The sequence below is a fragment of the Mucilaginibacter sp. A3364 genome (genome assembly GCF_059690715.1).
This window is the reverse complement of record NZ_JCAWED010000001.1, coordinates 527,619-546,821: the sequence shown is the minus strand read 5'-3', so window position 1 is coordinate 546,821 and position 19,203 is coordinate 527,619. Positions and strand designations below refer to the sequence as shown.

Genomic DNA, 19,203 nt, shown 5'->3' with positions numbered 1-19,203 from the left:
GTATATTATACATTTTGGCTTGATACCAGTTTTCTATATAATAACTGTACCATCAAGAAAATAATAGCCACAAATGCCAGCAACGCGCCACCTACTACCGTAGCAATAACCTTACTTACCCTAACTTTCTCCAACGGCAAAATCGGGGTATCGATAATTTGAACCAAAGGTGTTTCCTGCAACAACGACATCCTTGCTATTTCTAAATTGGTAACCAACTGGCTTAATATGGCCTGGTTTGCCTGCACATCAACCTGCCTGCGTTGCGACGGTACTTTTAGTATTTGTAAGGCCGGGTTGGGGTTGGGGTTAACGTCTATAGAAGAAGCTACACCTGTAAGCGCTGCATTTAACTCCCGCCTTACCGAATCGGTTTGATGTTGCAGCACGTTTACGCTATTTGTAGATTTTTTTGTTTTTGTTTCTATATAAAAATCAGACACCGTTTTGGTTAGCGCCTCTACAAATAACTTCGAAAAAAGCTCGTTTTCCGTGTTTACTTTGATTGTTATTATACTTAATTTTTGATCAACCTTATCAACTGATAAGCTACTTTTAGTTATGACCTTATAAAATATACCTAAAACACTATCCTGTTGTAAAGTAAATTTAGAACGATCGGCACCGGGCAAAAACTGTATATTTTTTAATGAGGGATTACTCTTCCACCCCTCACGAAAATCATTAAAATCGATGTAAAGAGACGCGAGGGTTTGTTGCTTGCCGTTTATGATTGCCGGCTTTAGCAATGCGCTTTCTACAATATAGCGCGATTTGATCAACTCAATTAAATTGCCGCCCGAAAAAGCCCCGCTACTTCCGCCGCCCAGGTCTATACCAAACTGACTGGCCAGGCCCATAGCCGAACTGATGCCACCGCCTTTACTATCTTCAACTGCAAAACTTAGTTCTGCATAGTATAATGTCTTTTTTTTTAAGGCGTAAACGAAGCCTAAACCCGAACCTATTATGCCGGCAATTAAAATAAATAGCCACTTAGATAACAGATAACTTTTTAGCTTTCGAATTTTCGAAATTATTTCATGTAATGAAATTTCGTCCGAAACAGGATCGGTGCGTTCGCTTGTAGCCTGCGCCATTGCTATTTATTTAAACTTAAAATCCCTAAAATTATAGCTCCCAATGATGCCAATCCGGTAGTATATCCCAGTATTAACTGGCCCGTATTACCATTGCTAGGGGCCTTTTTAGGAATATATATCTCACTGCCCGGCCTCACTTTAGGATAAATATTAAAAAACAAAAACTTACTTGTTCCCTTTACGGTACCATTAGGGTAAACTACATAGGCTCCGCGTTTTAAGGCACGGGCCGAGTATCCACCGGCATTTAACACATAACTTTTTAATGTTTTGCCGCCGATATAAATAACTGCGCTTGGATACAATACTTCGCCGTTAACCTTAACCAGTTGTTGTTGCTTAGGCACGCGGATAACATCGCCATTCTCTAAAATCAGATCATCATTATGACCAGGTTTTGATAATATTTTTTCAAGGTTAATACCTACATAGTTGTTGCGATATTGCTCCGCATCGGTATTTGCGTTAACAGAGTCGCGATCTTTAGCAGTGTATGTACGTTGAAATTGTTTTAATCGATCATTGCGTTCTTTGTTTAAAGCAACTGTGTCTATCTTGGCCTTATCTACGCCAAGTATAGCATCATTATCCCTGCGCAAACTGGCACCGTTAACATCCGCAGATTGCGTTAAGCCACCGGCACGCTGTATAACATCAGATATTTTTTCATTCTTTTTCTGGATGGTATAATATCCGGGGTAAATAACCTCACCTTCAACCTTAATAACCTTTTGTGTTTCGTAACCCGGCAGGCCGTATATGGATACAATATCAAACGGTTTTAATACAAAGCCCAGTCCATCTTCCTTTAAATCGGTTATATCAATATTAAATACCTGGGCTATAATGGTGTTCTTCACCTTAGGATCGCTGTCATAAACCCGTCTTGATACCTCTATTCGTTTGGTGCTGGCACCTTCTGTAAAACCGCCTGCATTAACAATAAGATCGGCAACTTTCATGCTATCCGCGTAAGCAAATGTACCCGGACTACGAACCTCACCTTTTATAACCACATTATAATTGTCTCTCAGGTCAAATATAGAGGTTATGGTAACGATGTCTTCCCGTTGCAAGGCTACATCAGCAGAAGGCTTGTTTAGTGCATCCTGTATATTAAATGATAGTTGTTGGGTGGTATTATCAGCATTTAGCCTGATAATGCTTCCTCTGCCTGTAAAAGCGTCTTCCTTTAAACCACCTGCGTTTTTTATCAGCTGTGATACGGTTAAACCTTTTTGTAGCTCAAAATCGCCGGGATGGAATACCGCGCCATTAATGGTAACACGATTTTCAAAACGATCCAGTATGCGGTTTACTACATACTTATCGCCGCGAAGCGGAGTGTAATTCTTAAAGTCTGATTCATACACATCGGTTAGCTTCAATTGCTGATCGCTAACCTGTATTACTTTGATGCGGGCGGTGTAAGCCTGATCAGTAAATCCGCCACCAAAGTTAATAATGTCTTGCAGCGTCTCGCCGGGTAATACCTCAAACAACGCCGGTATTTTCACCTCGCCGCGCATGTCAACCCTGATACGGTATGTTGGTATACGGATAATGTCCTGATCCTGCAGGGCGATATTATCTTTCTGATTGCCCTTTGTCAATATGTCGTACAAATCCAGGCGGCGCACAATACGGTTGTTGCGTATTACCTCGATAGTACGGAACGAGCCTATGTCATTAGGCCCACCGGCAGAGTACAATGCATTAAATACTGTTGAAAATGATGAAATAGTGTATGTGCCGGGTTTAACGGCCTCGCCCTGTATACTAACTTTTATACTGCGGATATTGCCTAAAGTAACATCAACAGAGGTACCGTTGCCAATGGCGTAACGGTTGGCGATCAATCTTCTTTTAATAGCCGCGGTGGCCTGTTCAATAGTACTGCCTGATACATGTAATATGCCAACACCCGGAATATTGATATTACCATCAGCCGATACGTCAAGCTTCCAGTTAGCTACCGAATTACCGTAAATGTTAACCAATATCTGATCATCCGGGCCCACGATATAATTTACAGGCGTTGCTACTTTTAAATTAGGTTCAAAGGTATTGGCGGTTGCGTTTCTGAACAGGCTTGCTCCAAATATGCGTGTTTGTACAGTACCAAACAAATCGGCGGAGGTTTGTGCAACGGCCTTGGTAGTATCTTGTCCGGCTGCGCGGCGCGGCTGAAAACCATCACCGGTACTATTATTTGATGCCGACTCCTTTTTGCGTAAGTCCGCTATTCGTACCTGTAAGCGCTGTGCCTGTAAAGCCGGCATTCCCTTAGCCTGCGCCATTTGCACTATCTGTGCATCTGTGTATCCTTGCGCTGCGCCCTGCTGCATCAGCTCGCGTATCTGGGCTTCAGACAACTCATCGGCATTTACAGTAGATAGGTTTTGTGGTACCGTTTGGGCCTGTGATGGTACAAATGCTACAAAGCATAACAGCACCAACACATATATTATTAGAAGTTTATGTTTATTCATACCTAGTATTATCGCAAATATAGCTATAAACGCGACAGGGTTGTAATATTATATTTTTACCAATATTGAATACGATAGACTGTGGCAAAGATATTATTTTTATGCAGACACATGATTAATTAATTTTCACCCTAATAACAAAACAAAGGCCTTTAACACGCGGTTAAAGGCCCTCATAATACATTATTATTTAAAAATTGTTTTAGCGCTCTACAGCTTTATGGCTTAAAAAGTCATCATAAGCCAGCTTAATACCTTCGGGCAGGTTTACGGTGTGTTTCCAACCCTGGCTGTGCAGTTTGCCAACGTCCATCAGTTTACGTGGTGTGCCATCGGGTTTGCTGGTATCAAAATCAATAGCCCCTTTAAAGCCTACTATATCTTTTACCAGCAAAGCCAGGTCTTTTATAGCCAGATCTTCGCCGGTACCAATGTTTACCAAACCTTCCTGGTCAAAGTTCTGCATTAAATAGTAGCAGGCTTCGGCAAGGTCATCAGCAAATAAAAACTCGCGCTTTGGCGAACCTGTACCCCATATGGTCACACTTTCGGCGCCTTGTTCTTTTGCTTCATGAAAGCGCCTGATCAAAGCCGGTAATACATGCGAGTTTTGCGGGTGATAGTTATCATTATAACCATACAAATTGGTCGGCATTACAGATATGTAATTGCAACCATATTGTGCACGGTAAGCATCGCACATTTTAATGCCGGCAATTTTTGCAATGGCGTAAGGCTCGTTAGTTTCTTCAAGCGGACCGGTTAGCAAGTAATCTTCCTTTAACGGCTGCGGAGCCATTTTGGGGTAGATACAGCTTGAGCCTAAAAACATCAGCTTGGTAACGTTATTTAAATATGATGAATGGATAACGTTGTTTTGTATCTGCAAATTCTCATATAAAAAATCAGCGCGATAGGTATTGTTAGCTATGATACCGCCAACTTTGGCAGCGGCTAAAAACACATAGTCGGGTTTTTCCGCAGCGAAAAAATCTTCAACCTGTTGTTGGCTACGCAGATCAAGTTCTTTTGAGGTACGTACAATCAGGTTGGTAAAACCTTCGCGCTGCAATTTTCTATAAATAGCAGAGCCGACCATACCGCGGTGGCCTGCTATATATACTTTGGCATTTTTATCCATTATACTATTATTCAAATTGATTTTTGATGGTGTAACCTGATCTTTTCAGCAAGGTATCTTTCTCAAACAGGTTAACATCGTTTGCTACCATTTCGGCTACCAGGCCTGCAAGGTCATATTTAGGTTTCCAGCCTAATTTTTCGTTACATTTTGTAGGGTCGCCAATTAACAGGTCAACCTCAGTTGGTCTGAAGTATTTCTCATCAACAGCAACAACCTCCGTGCCGGCAGCTACCTGGAATTTCTCGTTATTACATTTTACAACATAACCTTTTTCGGCAGCGCCTTCGCCTTTAAACTCAACCTCAATACCAACTTCGGCGAACGCTAAACGAACAAACTCGCGAACGCGGGTAGTAACACCGGTAGCAATTACAAAGTCTTCAGCCACTTCCTGCTGTAATATCAGGTACATTGCCTCTACATAGTCTTTAGCATGCCCCCAGTCGCGTTGCGCGTCAAGGTTACCCAGGTAAAGTTTATCCTGTAAGCCTAAAGCAATTTTAGCAACCGCGCGGGTAATTTTACGTGTTACGAAGGTTTCGCCACGCAGTGGGCTTTCGTGGTTAAATAAAATACCGTTACAAGCGTAAATACCGTAAGCTTCGCGGTAGTTAACCGTGATCCAGTAAGCATATAATTTAGCTACCGCGTAAGGTGAGCGTGGGTAAAAAGGCGTAGTTTCTGACTGTGGAACAGCTTGCACCAAACCATATAACTCTGATGTTGAAGCCTGGTATATTTTTGTTTTTTTAACCAAACCTAAAATACGGATAGCCTCTAATATACGCAGGGTACCAATACCGTCGGCATTAGCAGTGTACTCCGGCGTATCAAAGCTTACCTTTACGTGCGACATAGCGCCCAGGTTATAGATCTCATCAGGTTGTACCTGTTGTATGATACGGATAAGGTTGGTGCTATCGCTCAGGTCACCAAAATGAAGTATCAGGTTCTTGTTGGTATCGTGCGGGTCCTGGTACAGGTGGTCTATCCTGTCAGTATTAAAAGATGAGCTACGACGTTTTACGCCATGTACCTCATATCCTTTTGATAGTAATAATTCTGCCAGGTAGGCACCGTCTTGCCCTGTGATACCTGTTATGAGTGCTACTTTTTTCATTTTGATGTACTATAAGTTGGTTTTCAAGTAATAATTGTCAATATAATATTTAAAAGGCATTTTCTTCACCTCTAACGGCATTCCATACCGTTAAAAATATAATTTTAAGATCCAGCAAAAACGACCAATTTTCCAGGTACCAAACATCAGCTTCTACCCTGCCTAACATCGCATCGGTAGTTTTGGTTTCACCACGCAACCCATTTGTTTGTGCCCAGCCGGTTATACCGGGTTTCAAAAAATGGCGTACCATAAACTGGTCTATCAATTGCGAGTACTGGGTGGTATGGCTTATCATGTGTGGCCTTGGGCCTACAACACTCATGTTGCCTATCAGTACGTTAAAAAACTGTGGCAGCTCATCCAAACTGGTACGGCGCATAATAGCCCCTATCTTGGTTATCCGGGCATCGCCTTTGGTGGCTTGTTTGCTGTCCGAATCTGAGTTAACCGTCATGCTTCTAAACTTGTAGCAGTTAAATGGCTCATTGTCTTTACCGGAACGCATTTGTTTAAACAGCACCGGCCCCGGCGATTGAATTTTTATGATCAATGCTAAGATCGGGTATAGCCAGCTTAATATAAATATGATAACAAACAGCGAAAACACCACATCAAACGCGCGTTTGATAAAGCGATTCAACACGCTCTCCAAAGGTTCCTGGCGGACAGATATTACCGGGATGTGGCCAATGTTTTGTACCGACATGGTACGCTTGTTGTTGATGTAATAGTCGGGGATAATCTTAAATCTGATCAGGTATTTATCGGCTTCCTGCATCAGGTGCTCGATTTTTGCGCTTTGTGATATAGGCAGAGCGCAAAATATTTCATCAACATCGTTCTCCAGGGTATACTTTATGCAATCATCAATATTGCCCAGGTATAAACCAATTTCGGGTATTTGTGAGGCTTTATCGTCAAAGAAACCCAGTACGCGATAGCCTGTGTGCTGGTTCAATTCAAAATACTGGAAAATATCCATACCAATACGGCCCGAACCTACGATAATAATATTTCGGTAATCAGATAAAATATCACGGTTGCTTTTTCTGATAGTAAGGAATACCAGTTTCCATGCGGCTACTAAAAAGCCAAAAATCACTAACGAATAAACCAGGTATTCGCGCGTAATCAAGTATACTTTTGTACCAATAATTACTATTATAGTGAAAGATATAAGCGCGGCGAATAACAGGTAGGTTTTTGCAAAACCCTGGTACGTACGTATCGAGTCTTTGGTTAATACGTGTTGATACAGTCCGGTAATATTGGCCGATAACAACCACATCAGGTTAAATACCAGTACCACCGGCAGAGGCCCTTTACCAACACTTTCCAGCGAATAGGAATGGTTGGTAATCAAATAAGCTATAACCATGCTTAGGTTAAGCATAGTATAATCAATCAATAAGTTGATTGCTTTTATAAAGGTAGCGTATCTGTAAAGCATCGCTTATGGCGGTTGTTGGTGCTATATGTGTTATGCCTGTCCCATAGTTCCACCGAAATTCATGGGGAAACCTGATGGGTTTTGATCAATATTAATGCGCCCGTTTACGGATTCATACTTCTCAATGTTGTCTTCCAGGGCAGATAAAAGCCTTTTAGCATGCTCGGGGGTTAGTATTATGCGCGATTTTACTTTGGCTTTAGGTACGCCAGGCATTACGCGTATAAAATCAAGCACAAACTCGGATGTTGAATGGGTAATAATGGCAAGGTTTGAATATACGCCTTCTGCAACGTCTTCAGAAAGTTCTATATTCAGTTGGTTTGCATTTTGTTCTTCCATAGCGTAAAAATAACAAAGCCTTCCGTTTTGTGGAAGGCTTTGTTACTATTATTTTGTTTAAGCAATGTTATGCTTCTACATCTTCAGCTTTTGAAGCCATCAGGCGATCAAACTCTTCCTGTGAACCTACGCGGATATTCTCATACTCGCGCATACCGGTACCCGAAGGAATTAAGTGACCAACGATAACGTTCTCTTTCAAGCCTAGCATGTTATCGCGTTTACCGGCGATAGCTGCTTCGTTCAGTACTTTTGTAGTTTCCTGGAACGATGCCGCCGAGATGAACGATTTGGTACCTAATGATGCACGGGTAATACCTTGCAACATCGGGCTTGAAGTAGCGGCGATAGCATCACGTACTTCAACCAATTTCAAATCTTTACGTTTCAATACCGAATTTTCGTCGCGTAATTTACGTAATGAAATGATCTGACCTGGTTTCAACGTATTTGAATCGCCCGGATCGGTAACAACTTTCTTGTCGAAAATATCATCGTTCTCTAACATGAAGTCCCAGCTATCAACAGCTTCTTTCTCTAAGAAACGGGTATCGCCCGCATCTTCGATAGCTACTTTCTGCATCATCTGGTGAACGATCACCTCAAAGTGTTTATCGTTAATTTTCACACCTTGTAAACGGTAAACCTCTTGTATACCATTAACCAGGTACTCTTGCACGGCAGCAGGGCCTTTAATAGCCAGGATATCGGCAGGAGATATTGAACCGTCAGACAATGGCATACCGGCTTTCACAAAGTCATTATCCTGTACAAGGATGTGTTTTGAAAGTGGTACTAGGTATTTTTTAACCTGTCCGTCTTTCGATTCGATAGTGATCTCGCGGTTACCACGTTTCACACCACCTAAAGTTACCACACCATCAATCTCGGTTACTACCGCAGGGTTTGATGGGTTACGTGCCTCGAATAACTCGGTTACACGTGGTAAACCACCGGTAATATCTCGGGTTTTACCTGTAGAACGAGGGATCTTAGCAATGATCTGTCCGGTTTGTAATTTCTCGCCTTCGTCAACCGCAATGTGGGCACCTACCGGGATGTTGTATCCTTTAATGATGTTGCCTTTATTGTCAGATATCTGAATTGAAGGGTTTTTAGTTTTATCCCTGGTATCGATAATTACTTTTTCACGGTGACCGGTTTGCTCGTCACTTTCCTCGCGGAAGGTGATGCCTTCTAATACTGCCTCAAACTGGGCAATACCTGCAAACTCTGATATGATAACCGCATTGTACGGATCCCATGAACAGATACGATCGCCTTTAGCAATTTTGCTACCGTCTTTAACGTATAGGTATGAACCGTAAGGGATGTTGTTGGTAACAATAACTTTATTGCTGCCTTCTTCCACAATACGGAACTCGCCCGAACGACCTAATACTACGTCAACTGTGCCGTCCTCGGCGGTATTGTATTGTACGGTACGTACGTTTTCAAACTCAATAATACCATCAAACTTAGCGTTGATCTGAGATTCAGCCGCGATGTTCGAAGCGGTACCACCCACGTGGAATGTACGAAGTGTTAACTGTGTACCCGGCTCACCGATTGACTGCGCGGCAATTACACCAACAGCCTCACCTTTTTGAACACGTTTACCGCTGGCCAGGTTACGGCCGTAGCAAAGGGCACAAACACCACGCTTGCTTTCGCAAGTTAATACCGAACGTATCTCAATACCTTCTAATGGTGAATTCTCTATAGTCTTAGCAACTTCTTCAGTAATGTCTTGTCCGGCTGATACTAACAGGTCGTTAGTAATAGGGTCAAACACATCATGTAAAGAAGTACGGCCTAAAATACGATCGTATAATGGCTCTACAATATCCTCGTTGTCTTTCAACGCGGTGGTGTAAATACCTCTTAAAGTACCGCAATCAACAGCACCTACGATCATATCCTGCGCAACGTCATGTAAACGACGGGTTAAGTAACCCGCATCCGCCGTTTTCAAGGCCGTATCCGCCAAACCTTTACGGGCACCGTGGGTTGAGATGAAGTACTCCAATACCGACAAACCTTCTTTAAAGTTTGAAAGGATCGGGTTCTCGATGATCTCACCACCTGAGCCTGATTTTTGAGGTTTCGCCATCAAACCACGCATACCTGCAAGCTGACGGATCTGCTCTTTTGAACCACGAGCACCCGAATCCAACATCATGTAAACTGAGTTGAAGCCCTGGTTGTCGTTGCTCAAAATGTCCATCACGTTCGCGGTTAAGCGATTGTTGATACGGGTCCAGATATCGATGATCTGGTTGTAACGCTCGTTGTTGGTAATGAAACCCATGTTATAGTTGTTCATTACCTCGTCTACTTGTTTTGAAGCGGTATCGATCAACGTAACTTTCTCGGCCGGGATGTTGATGTCTTTCAGGTTGAACGACAAACCACCCTGGAACGCCATTTTAAATCCTAGTTCTTTGATATCGTCAAGGAACTGGGCAGCGCGTGCCATACCGGTATTTTTCACTACGTCACCTATAATATCACGTAGTGATTTTTTGGTTAATAGTTCGTTGATGTAACCTACTTCTTCAGGTACGTGTTGGTTAAACAATACGCGGCCTACAGTAGTGTCGATCAATTTATTTACAATGCTGCCATCACGGTCTTTAGCGTTAGCCTTAACTTTAATGAACGCGTGCAGATCTAGTTTTTTCTCATTGTAAGCAATGATAACCTCTTCTGCCGAGTAGAAAGATAAGCCTTCGCCTTTTACAACGCGGGTAGCATCAGTTTTACGGCCTTTAGTAATATAGTAAAGACCCAAAACCATGTCCTGAGAAGGTACAGTAATAGGTGTACCGTTAGCAGGGTTTAATATGTTGTGTGATGCAAGCATCAACACTTGTGCTTCTAAAATTGCGGCGTTACCAAGTGGTACGTGTACTGCCATCTGGTCACCGTCAAAATCCGCGTTAAATGCGGTACAGGTTAACGGGTGTAACTGGATAGCTTTACCCTCTACCAATTTTGGTTGGAAAGCCTGGATACCCAAACGGTGTAGCGTAGGTGCACGGTTTAATAATACCGGGTGACCTTTCAACACGTTCTCTAAAATATCCCAAACCAGCGGGTCTTTACGGTCAACAATTTTCTTGGCTGATTTTACCGTTTTAACCACACCACGCTCAATCATTTTACGAATGATAAATGGTTTGAATAGCTCGGCAGCCATGTCTTTTGGTAAACCGCACTCGTGCAGTTTCAGGTTTGGACCTACAACAATTACCGAACGTGCCGAATAATCCACACGTTTACCTAATAAGTTTTGACGGAAACGACCTTGTTTACCTTTCAGGATGTCTGAAAGTGATTTCAAGGCACGGTTACCTTCAGTTTTTACCGCGTTAACTTTACGTGAGTTATCGAATAACGAATCCACAGCTTCCTGCAACATACGTTTCTCGTTACGTAAAATTACCTCAGGTGCTTTGATCTCGATCAAACGTTTTAAACGGTTGTTACGGATAATTACACGGCGGTAAAGGTCATTCAAATCCGAAGTTGCGAAACGGCCACCTTCCAGTGGTACCAATGGGCGCAACTCTGGCGGGATAACCGGAACGATCTTAACGATCATCCACTCCGGGTTATTCTCGATACGGGTTTTAGCACCACGGAAAGCCTCAACAACCTGTAGGCGTTTTAACGCCTCGTTTTTACGTTGTTGTGAAGTTTCGGTAGCTGCCTGGTGACGAAGGTCATATGATAATTGATCAAGATCAATACGTTTCAATAACTCTTCAAGCGCCTCGGCACCCATTTTAGCCACAAATTTTTGTGGATCTTTATCATCAAGATACTGGTTCTCTTTTGGTAAAGTATCTAATACATCCAGGTATTCTTCCTCAGTAAGGAAGTCCATTTTGTTAATACCGTCAGATTCTTTGATACCCGGTTGTATAACCACGTAACGCTCGTAGTAAATGATCAGGTCTAAACGCTTGGTTGGTAAACCCAGTAAGTAACCAATTTTGTTTGGTAACGAACGGAAATACCAGATATGCGCAACCGGAACTACCAGGTTAATGTGGCCCATACGCTCACGACGTACTTTTTTCTCGGTAACCTCAACACCGCAACGGTCGCACACGATACCTTTGTAACGTATACGTTTGTATTTACCGCAATGGCACTCGTAATCCTTTACCGGACCGAAAATACGCTCGCAAAATAAACCATCACGCTCAGGCTTGTAGGTCCTGTAGTTGATGGTTTCTGGTTTTAAAACTTCACCGCTTGAACGCTCAAGGATAGCCTCTGGCGAAGCCAAACTCACCGTAATGGTGGTAAAGTTACTTTTGATCTTATTATCTTTTTTGTAAGACATAGTCTCCTTTGTTTTTTAATTGTTGAAATGTTGGAAGGTTTTAAGGTTGAAATGTTAAGGCTAACCTTACAACATTTCAACCTTTCAACTTTACAACTTATTCTAAAGTGATATCCAAACCTAAACCTCTTAACTCGTGAACCAATACGTTGAATGATTCAGGAACTGATGGTGTAGGCAGGTTTTCACCTTTAACAATAGCCTCGTAAGTTTTAGCACGGCCCACAACATCATCCGACTTAACGGTTAATATCTCTTGCAGGATGTTTGATGCACCGAATGCTTCCAGTGCCCACACCTCCATCTCACCAAAACGCTGACCACCGAATTGAGCTTTACCACCCAATGGTTGTTGTGTAATTAATGAGTATGGTCCGATAGAACGTGCGTGCATCTTATCGTCAACCATGTGGCCCAGTTTCAGCATGTAGATGATACCTACAGTAGTTTGCTGATCAAAGCGATCACCGGTTAAGCCATTGTATAAGTAGGTACGGCCCGATTCAGGAATGCCGGCTTTTTTCACCCACTCTTCTACCTCGTCATGGCTTGCACCATCAAAGATTGGAGTAGCAAATTTAACGCCCAGCTCTTTACCGGCCCAGCCTAATACAGTTTCGTAGATCTGGCCAAGGTTCATACGTGAAGGTACACCCAGTGGGTTCAACACAATATCAACCGGGGTACCATCCTCAAGGAAAGGCATGTCTTCGTCACGTACAATACGTGCAACAATACCTTTGTTACCGTGGCGGCCCGCCATTTTATCACCCACTTTAAGCTTACGCTTTTTAGCGATGTATACTTTAGCCATTTGTACAATACCTGATGGCAACTCATCACCCACGCTGATAGCGAACTTATCACGACGGTATGCACCTAACTCCTCGTTCAATTTGATGTTGTAGTTATGCAACGTCATTTTGATCTGGTCGTTTTTGTCATCATCAGTGGTCCATTTAGTTGGGTTGATGTTTTCGTAGTTCAGCTCAGCTAAAATTTTCTGAGTGAATTTAACGCCTTTTGGTACCAACAACTCTTTGTAAACGTTGCTTACACCTTGCGATGTTTTACCGTTAACAATCTCAAACAACTTCTCGATCAAAGTATTCTTCAGATCTTTAGTCGCTTTGTCATGTTTAACGTCAAGCTTGTCTATCTGTGCTTTTTCTTCGGCTTTGGTTGTTTTCTTAGCGCGAGAGAATAATTTGGTATCAATTACCACACCTGCAATAGATGGTGGAGTTTTTAACGAAGCGTCTTTAACGTCGCCCGCTTTATCACCAAATATGGCACGTAATAATTTCTCCTCAGGTGAAGGGTCTGATTCACCTTTAGGGGTGATCTTACCGATCAGGATATCGCCTTCTTTAACCTCGGCACCTACACGGATAATACCGTCTTCGTCAAGGTCTTTAGTAGCTTCTTCAGATACGTTAGGGATATCAGGTGTCAATTCCTCCTCGCCACGTTTAGTATCACGAACTTCAAGCTCGAACTCTTCAACGTGTATTGAAGTGAATATATCCTGAGACACCACGCGCTCAGAAATTACGATCGCATCCTCAAAGTTATAACCTTGCCAAGGCATGAATGCCACTTTAAGGTTACGGCCTAAGGCAAGCTCACCATCCTGGGTTGCGTAGCCCTCGCAAAGCACCTGTCCTTTTTCAACGCGTTCGCCTTTTTTAACAATCGGCTTCAGGTTGATGGTTGTGCTTTGGTTGGTTTTCTTAAACTTAGTTAAGATATAGCTTTTTGAATCGCCCTCGAAAGAAACCAAACGGTCCATCTCGTCACGATCGTATTTAATTACTATCTGGTTAGCATCAACGTACTCTACTACACCATCGCCTTCGGCGTTGATCAAGGTACGTGAGTCTTTTGCCACACGGCCTTCCAAACCGGTACCAACAATTGGCGACTCAGGACGTAATAGCGGAACGGCCTGGCGTTGCATGTTCGAACCCATCAAGGCACGGTTAGCGTCATCATGCTCCAGGAACGGGATCAATGAAGCCGCGATTGAGGTGATCTGGTTTGGCGCGATGTCCATCAGGTCAAGTCTTTCAGGCTCAATGATAGGGAAGTCACCCTCGAAACGAGCTTTTACTTTTGGTGTAGCGAACTCACCTTTATCATCATAAATAGCGTTTGCCTGGCCAATAGTTTTACCATCCTCATCCTCGGCAGATAAGTAGATAACCGGCTCCTGCACCTGTACTTTACCTTCAACTACACGTTTGTACGGGGTTTCGATAAAGCCTAAGTTGTTGATCTTAGCGTGTACGCATAGTGATGAGATCAAACCGATGTTCGGTCCCTCAGGAGTTTCGATGGTACACAACCTACCGTAGTGGGTGTAGTGAACGTCACGAACCTCGAAACCTGCACGCTCACGCGACAGACCACCCGGGCCTAAGGCTGACAGACGACGCTTGTGCGTGATCTCTGCCAGAGGATTGGTTTGGTCCATGAACTGTGATAGCTGGTTGGTACCGAAGAACGAGTTGATAACTGACGACAAAGTACGCGCGTTGATCAGGTCGGTTGGTGTGAACACCTCGTTGTCACGAATGTTCATACGCTCACGGATGGTACGGGCCATACGTGCTAAACCAACACCAAACTGAGCATATAACTGCTCACCTACGGTACGCACACGACGGTTTGACAAGTGATCAATATCATCCACCTCAGCTTTTGAGTTGATCAATTTGATCAGGTATTTTACTATCGCGATGATATCCTGTTTAGTTAAAACTTTGGTTTCTTCAGAAGTATCCAGTTTTAACTTACGGTTGATGCGGTAACGACCTACATCACCCAGGTCATATCTTTTGTCTGAGAAGAACAAACGATCGATGATACCACGAGCAGTTTCCTCATCAGGTGGTTCAGCGTTACGTAATTGACGGTAGATGTGCTCAACCGCTTCTTTCTCAGAGTTTGAAGTATCCTTCTGTAAAGTATTGTATATAATAGTGTAATCACCGCTGGTAGCAGCATCCTCCTTGTTCAGGATGATGGTTTTAACACCGGCATCAATGATCATGTCAATGTGATCATCTTCCAGCACGGTTTCACGCTCCAGGATAATTTCGTTACGGTCAATAGAAACTACTTCACCGGTATCCTCATCTACAAAGTCTTCAACCCATTTCTTCAAAACTCTTGCAGCCAGTTTACGGCCGATGAATTTTTTCAGACCTGATTTGCTAACTTTTACTTCGTCAGCAAGCTCGAACAACTCTAATATATCCTTATCAGAATCATAACCGATTGCACGTAGTAAGGTGGTTACCGGGAATTTCTTTTTACGGTCAATGTAAGCATACATTACGTTGTTAACGTCTGTAGCAAACTCAATCCATGAACCTTTGAAAGGTATAACACGGGCCGAGTACAATTTTGTACCGTTAGTGTGGCGGCTTTGGCCAAAGAACACACCTGGCGAACGGTGTAACTGCGATACAATTACACGCTCGGCACCGTTGATCACGAAAGTACCTTTAGGTGTCATGTATGGGATGGTACCCAGGTACACGTCCTGTACAATCGTTTCAAAATCTTCGTGCTCGGCATCATTACATGATAAGCGAAGTTTTGCCTTTAACGGTACGCTGTAAGTTAACCCGCGCTCAATACACTCGCGTATATCATAACGTGGCGGATCAATAAAGTAATCAAGGAACTCTAGAACGAAGATGTTTCTTGAATCTGAGATAGGAAAGTTCTCGGCGAACACTTTGAACAAGCCTTCTTTATGACGGTTGTCTGAAGTGGTCTCTAGTTGGAAAAATTCCTGGAAAGATTGTAACTGCACATCCAGAAAATCCGGGTAATCTAATACCTTTCTGCTGGTTGCGAAGTTTACTCTTTGTTTATTTTTGTTTGCCAAGGCTTTATAATTTTAGTTTATCGATAAACTGTATACTTGTTTGATTAAAGTTTTTCCTGAACTTCAAACAAAAATGGGGGTACTATATAAACAGCAATAGACCCCGACCAAAATAGGTCGGAGTCCAATGCTTTGCGTGGTATGGTTAATTACTTAACCTCAACTACTGCGCCTGCTTCTTCTAATTGAGCTTTCAAAGACTGAGCTTCTTCTTTAGAAACACCAGCTTTTAATTCTTTAGGAGCGCCGTCAACTAGGTCTTTAGCTTCTTTCAAGCCTAAGCCAGTTAAGTCTTTTACTAATTTAACAACAGCTAACTTCTGGCCACCTGCTTCTTTCAGGATAACGTCAAATGAAGTTTGCTCAGCAGCAGCTGCAGGAGCGTCATCGCCACCAGCAGGAGCAGCAGCAACTGCAACAGCTGCAGCAGCAGGCTCAATACCATACTCGTCTTTTAAGATCTGAGCTAATTCGTTTACTTCTTTTACTGTCAAGTTTACTAACTGTTCAGCAAATGCTTTTAAATCCGCCATTTTATTATATTTTTTACTTTAAATACTTTGTTTTTTAATGTTCAAACTTTAAGGTGTTTGAATTAACCTCTTTCTTGTAATGTTTTTACTAAACCTGCAATTGTGCTTCCGCCTGATTGTAGAGCAGATACCACGTTTTTCGCTGGTGATTGCAATAAGCCGATGATCTCGCCAATTAACTGCTCTTTCGATTTCAGTTTGGTTAATGTATCGATCTGGTTATCACCGATGAAGATAGCCGAATCAATGTAAGCCGCTTTTAAAACCGGTTTATCACCTTTTTTTCTTAACGCTTTGATCAACTTTGCCGGAGCAGTTGCTGATTTTGAGAAAAGAATTGATGACGTACCTTTTAAAACGTCAAACATTTGAGCGTAATCACCGCCGGCAGCTTCCATAGCTTTTTTGATCAAGCTGTTTTTTGCTACCTGCATTTTGATATCAGCGTCGAAACATTGACGACGAATGTCATTTACTTTTGCAACCGTAAGGTCTGAAGTATCAGTAATATAAAAATTACCGTACTCTTTAATTTGCTCAGTTAGGGCTACAACCAGGTCGTATTTTTCTTCTTTAGTCATGATTTTAGATCCCCGCTACTGATTTTGTTTCTACTGTGATCCCCGGAGACATAGTTGAAGAGATATGAATGCTCTTGAAATATGTTCCTTTTGCTGATGATGGTTTCAATTTAGAGATAACCTGCAATACTTCTAGTGCGTTCTCGTAAATTTTATCAGCAGTGAAAGATGCTTTTCCTATTGAGGTATGGATGATACCGGTTTTGTCAACCTTGAAATCTATCTTACCGCCTTTTACATCAGTTACAGCTTTACCAACTTCGGTAGTTACTGTTCCTGATTTAGGGTTAGGCATTAAGTTACGCGGACCAAGCACACGGCCTAATCTACCAACTTTAGCCATAACACTTGGCATTGTGATGATAATGTCAACATCAGTCCATCCGCCTTCAATCTTGGCAATATAGTCGTCCAAACCAACAAAATCTGCACCTGCGTCTTTAGCTTCTTGTTCCTTGTCAGGAGTACATAAAACTAATACACGTACAGTTTTACCGGTTCCATGAGGCAATGTTGCAATACCACGTACCATTTGATTGGCTTTACGCGGATCAACACCTAAACGTACGTCAATATCAACTGATGAGTCAAATTTAGTTAAGGTTAATTCCTTCACTAAAGATGCCGCAGCTTCTAAAGTATACGATTTATTCGCCTCAATTTTGGAGAGCGCCACTTTTTGATTTTTTGTTAATCTAGCCACTGTCTTAAACTGATTTGTAATAATTTAATTAATTCCAGGGAGCCGTACCTGATACGGTGATCCCCATGCTGCGAGCAGTACCTGCAACCATTTTCATGGCTGATTCAACTGTAAACGCGTTTAAATCGGTCATTTTATCTTTTGCTATCGTTTCTACTTGTTCCCAAGATACGTTAGCTACCTTTTTACGGTTAGGCTCGGCCGAACCGCTTTTTAAACCTGATACTTCCAATAATTGGATTGCAACAGGAGGCGTTTTAATGATAAAATCGAAAGATTTGTCAACGTAAACAGTTATAACCACAGGTAGCACTTTACCAGGTCTGTCCTGGGTACGTGCGTTGAACTGTTTGCAAAACTCCATAATGTTCACACCTTTTGCACCCAATGCAGGGCCAATAGGTGGAGATGGATTTGCAGCACCGCCCTTCACTTGCAGCTTAACCATTGCACCGACTTCTTTTGCCATTTTGCTTTGTTATTTAATTGTCAATGTTATAAAGTGGAAGCTATGTAACATTTTTATCAGGTTGTGACACCCAATGCTTTTATATAAAATCCGGACGTTGTGAAACAACACCCGGCATATTAACTACTCTTTTTCTACTTGCATGTAATTCAACTCAAGCGGCGTACGGCGCCCGAATATCTTTACCATTACTTTCAATTTCTTTTTCTCTTCGTTAACCTCTTCAATTACGCCGCTAAAGCCATTGAAAGGTCCGTCCATCACCTTCACGTTTTCGCCAACATAGTAAGGCACATTCATGGTTTCGCCTTGCGCACTCATCTCGTCAACCTTACCTAAAATACGGTTAACTTCGGCCTGGCGAAGCGGGATAGCATTACCTGCTTTATCACCCAAAAAACCAATAACGCTGTTCACGTTTTTAATGATGTGTTCTAACTCACCATCAAGCTGGGCTTCCATCAATACATAACCCGGAAAGTAGTTACGCTCCTTAGCTATCTTCTTTCCGTCGCGCATTTGGTAGTATTTTTCAACAGGTATTAATACCTGCGGCACCAAATGAGTAATGCCTAAACGGCTTATCTCTGCGTCGATATATTGCTTTACCTTTTTTTCTTTACCGCTGATAGCTCGTACTACGTACCATTTTAATTGATCACTCATCCTATACAAATTAAGCTAGTGAATCATAAAACTTTTTAAGCACATAACCGATGATCTGGTCCATACCAAATATCAGCATAGCAATAATAACCGCTGCTACTAATACCAAAACTGCACTGCTTTGCAATTCTCTCCAGGTTGGCCAGGTTACTTTCTGGGTCAACTCTATGTACGACTCTTTTATATATTCAGATACGTTAGCCATCTATCAGTTGTTTGCTATTAATGCACGGGAACAAGGATTCGAACCCTGATCAAAGGTTTTGGAGACCTCTATTCTACCGTTGAACTATTCCCGTGTATTTGTTTTCAGCTTTTACGCTGAAGGTACATTCTAAT

14 protein-coding genes and 1 tRNA gene are annotated in these 19,203 nt (G+C 42.3%); all 15 read right to left on the bottom strand.

Annotation, left to right across the window (positions count from 1 at the left end; all coding sequences use genetic code 11):
• Positions 1-5: 5 nt before the first annotated feature.
• Complete coding sequence (locus tag AC59JT_RS02300; protein ID WP_497395715.1) at positions 6-1,100, bottom strand: lipopolysaccharide biosynthesis protein; 1,095 nt, start codon at positions 1,098-1,100, stop codon at positions 6-8.
• A gap of 2 nt (positions 1,101-1,102) precedes the next feature.
• Positions 1,103-3,595: an SLBB domain-containing protein gene (locus AC59JT_RS02295; protein WP_497395713.1), complete on the bottom strand. Its 2,493-nt coding sequence runs from the start codon at positions 3,593-3,595 to the stop codon at positions 1,103-1,105.
• A 202-nt stretch (positions 3,596-3,797) separates the two neighbouring features.
• On the bottom strand, positions 3,798-4,736 hold the full coding sequence (gene fcl, locus AC59JT_RS02290; RefSeq protein WP_497395711.1) for a GDP-L-fucose synthase: 939 nt from the start codon (positions 4,734-4,736) through the stop codon (positions 3,798-3,800).
• A gap of 7 nt (positions 4,737-4,743) precedes the next feature.
• Positions 4,744-5,859 carry a GDP-mannose 4,6-dehydratase gene (gmd, locus tag AC59JT_RS02285; protein WP_497395709.1) on the bottom strand — a complete coding sequence of 372 codons (1,116 nt, stop codon included), beginning with the start codon at positions 5,857-5,859 and terminating at the stop codon, positions 4,744-4,746.
• Between the two features lie 49 nt (positions 5,860-5,908).
• On the bottom strand, positions 5,909-7,312 hold the full coding sequence (locus AC59JT_RS02280) for an undecaprenyl-phosphate glucose phosphotransferase (RefSeq protein ID WP_497395707.1): 1,404 nt from the start codon (positions 7,310-7,312) through the stop codon (positions 5,909-5,911).
• Positions 7,313-7,342: 30 nt separating this feature from the next.
• Positions 7,343-7,654, bottom strand: coding sequence for a DUF3467 domain-containing protein (locus tag AC59JT_RS02275; protein WP_497395705.1), 312 nt, complete (start codon positions 7,652-7,654; stop codon positions 7,343-7,345).
• 67 nt (positions 7,655-7,721) lie between these two features.
• On the bottom strand, positions 7,722-12,011 hold the full coding sequence (gene rpoC / locus AC59JT_RS02270; RefSeq protein ID WP_497395703.1) for a DNA-directed RNA polymerase subunit beta': 4,290 nt from the start codon (positions 12,009-12,011) through the stop codon (positions 7,722-7,724).
• A gap of 97 nt (positions 12,012-12,108) precedes the next feature.
• On the bottom strand, positions 12,109-15,912 hold the full coding sequence (rpoB, locus tag AC59JT_RS02265) for a DNA-directed RNA polymerase subunit beta (RefSeq protein ID WP_497395701.1): 3,804 nt from the start codon (positions 15,910-15,912) through the stop codon (positions 12,109-12,111).
• Between the two features lie 149 nt (positions 15,913-16,061).
• Entirely contained in the window at positions 16,062-16,445 is a 384-nt protein-coding gene (rplL, locus tag AC59JT_RS02260; protein ID WP_497395699.1) for a 50S ribosomal protein L7/L12, read from the bottom strand.
• 62 nt (positions 16,446-16,507) lie between these two features.
• Entirely contained in the window at positions 16,508-17,026 is a 519-nt protein-coding gene (gene rplJ / locus AC59JT_RS02255) for a 50S ribosomal protein L10 (protein WP_497395697.1), read from the bottom strand.
• 4 nt (positions 17,027-17,030) lie between these two features.
• Positions 17,031-17,729, bottom strand: a complete 699-nt coding sequence (rplA, locus tag AC59JT_RS02250; RefSeq protein WP_497395696.1) for a 50S ribosomal protein L1 — start codon at positions 17,727-17,729, stop codon at positions 17,031-17,033.
• Between the two features lie 28 nt (positions 17,730-17,757).
• Positions 17,758-18,198, bottom strand: coding sequence for a 50S ribosomal protein L11 (gene rplK / locus AC59JT_RS02245; RefSeq protein WP_497395694.1), 441 nt, complete (start codon positions 18,196-18,198; stop codon positions 17,758-17,760).
• 123 nt (positions 18,199-18,321) lie between these two features.
• Positions 18,322-18,864, bottom strand: coding sequence for a transcription termination/antitermination protein NusG (gene nusG / locus AC59JT_RS02240; protein WP_497395692.1), 543 nt, complete (start codon positions 18,862-18,864; stop codon positions 18,322-18,324).
• A 10-nt stretch (positions 18,865-18,874) separates the two neighbouring features.
• Positions 18,875-19,069 carry a preprotein translocase subunit SecE gene (gene secE / locus AC59JT_RS02235; RefSeq protein WP_497395690.1) on the bottom strand — a complete coding sequence of 65 codons (195 nt, stop codon included), beginning with the start codon at positions 19,067-19,069 and terminating at the stop codon, positions 18,875-18,877.
• Between the two features lie 23 nt (positions 19,070-19,092).
• Positions 19,093-19,163 (bottom strand) — tRNA-Trp (locus tag AC59JT_RS02230).
• Positions 19,164-19,203: the final 40 nt, after the last annotated feature.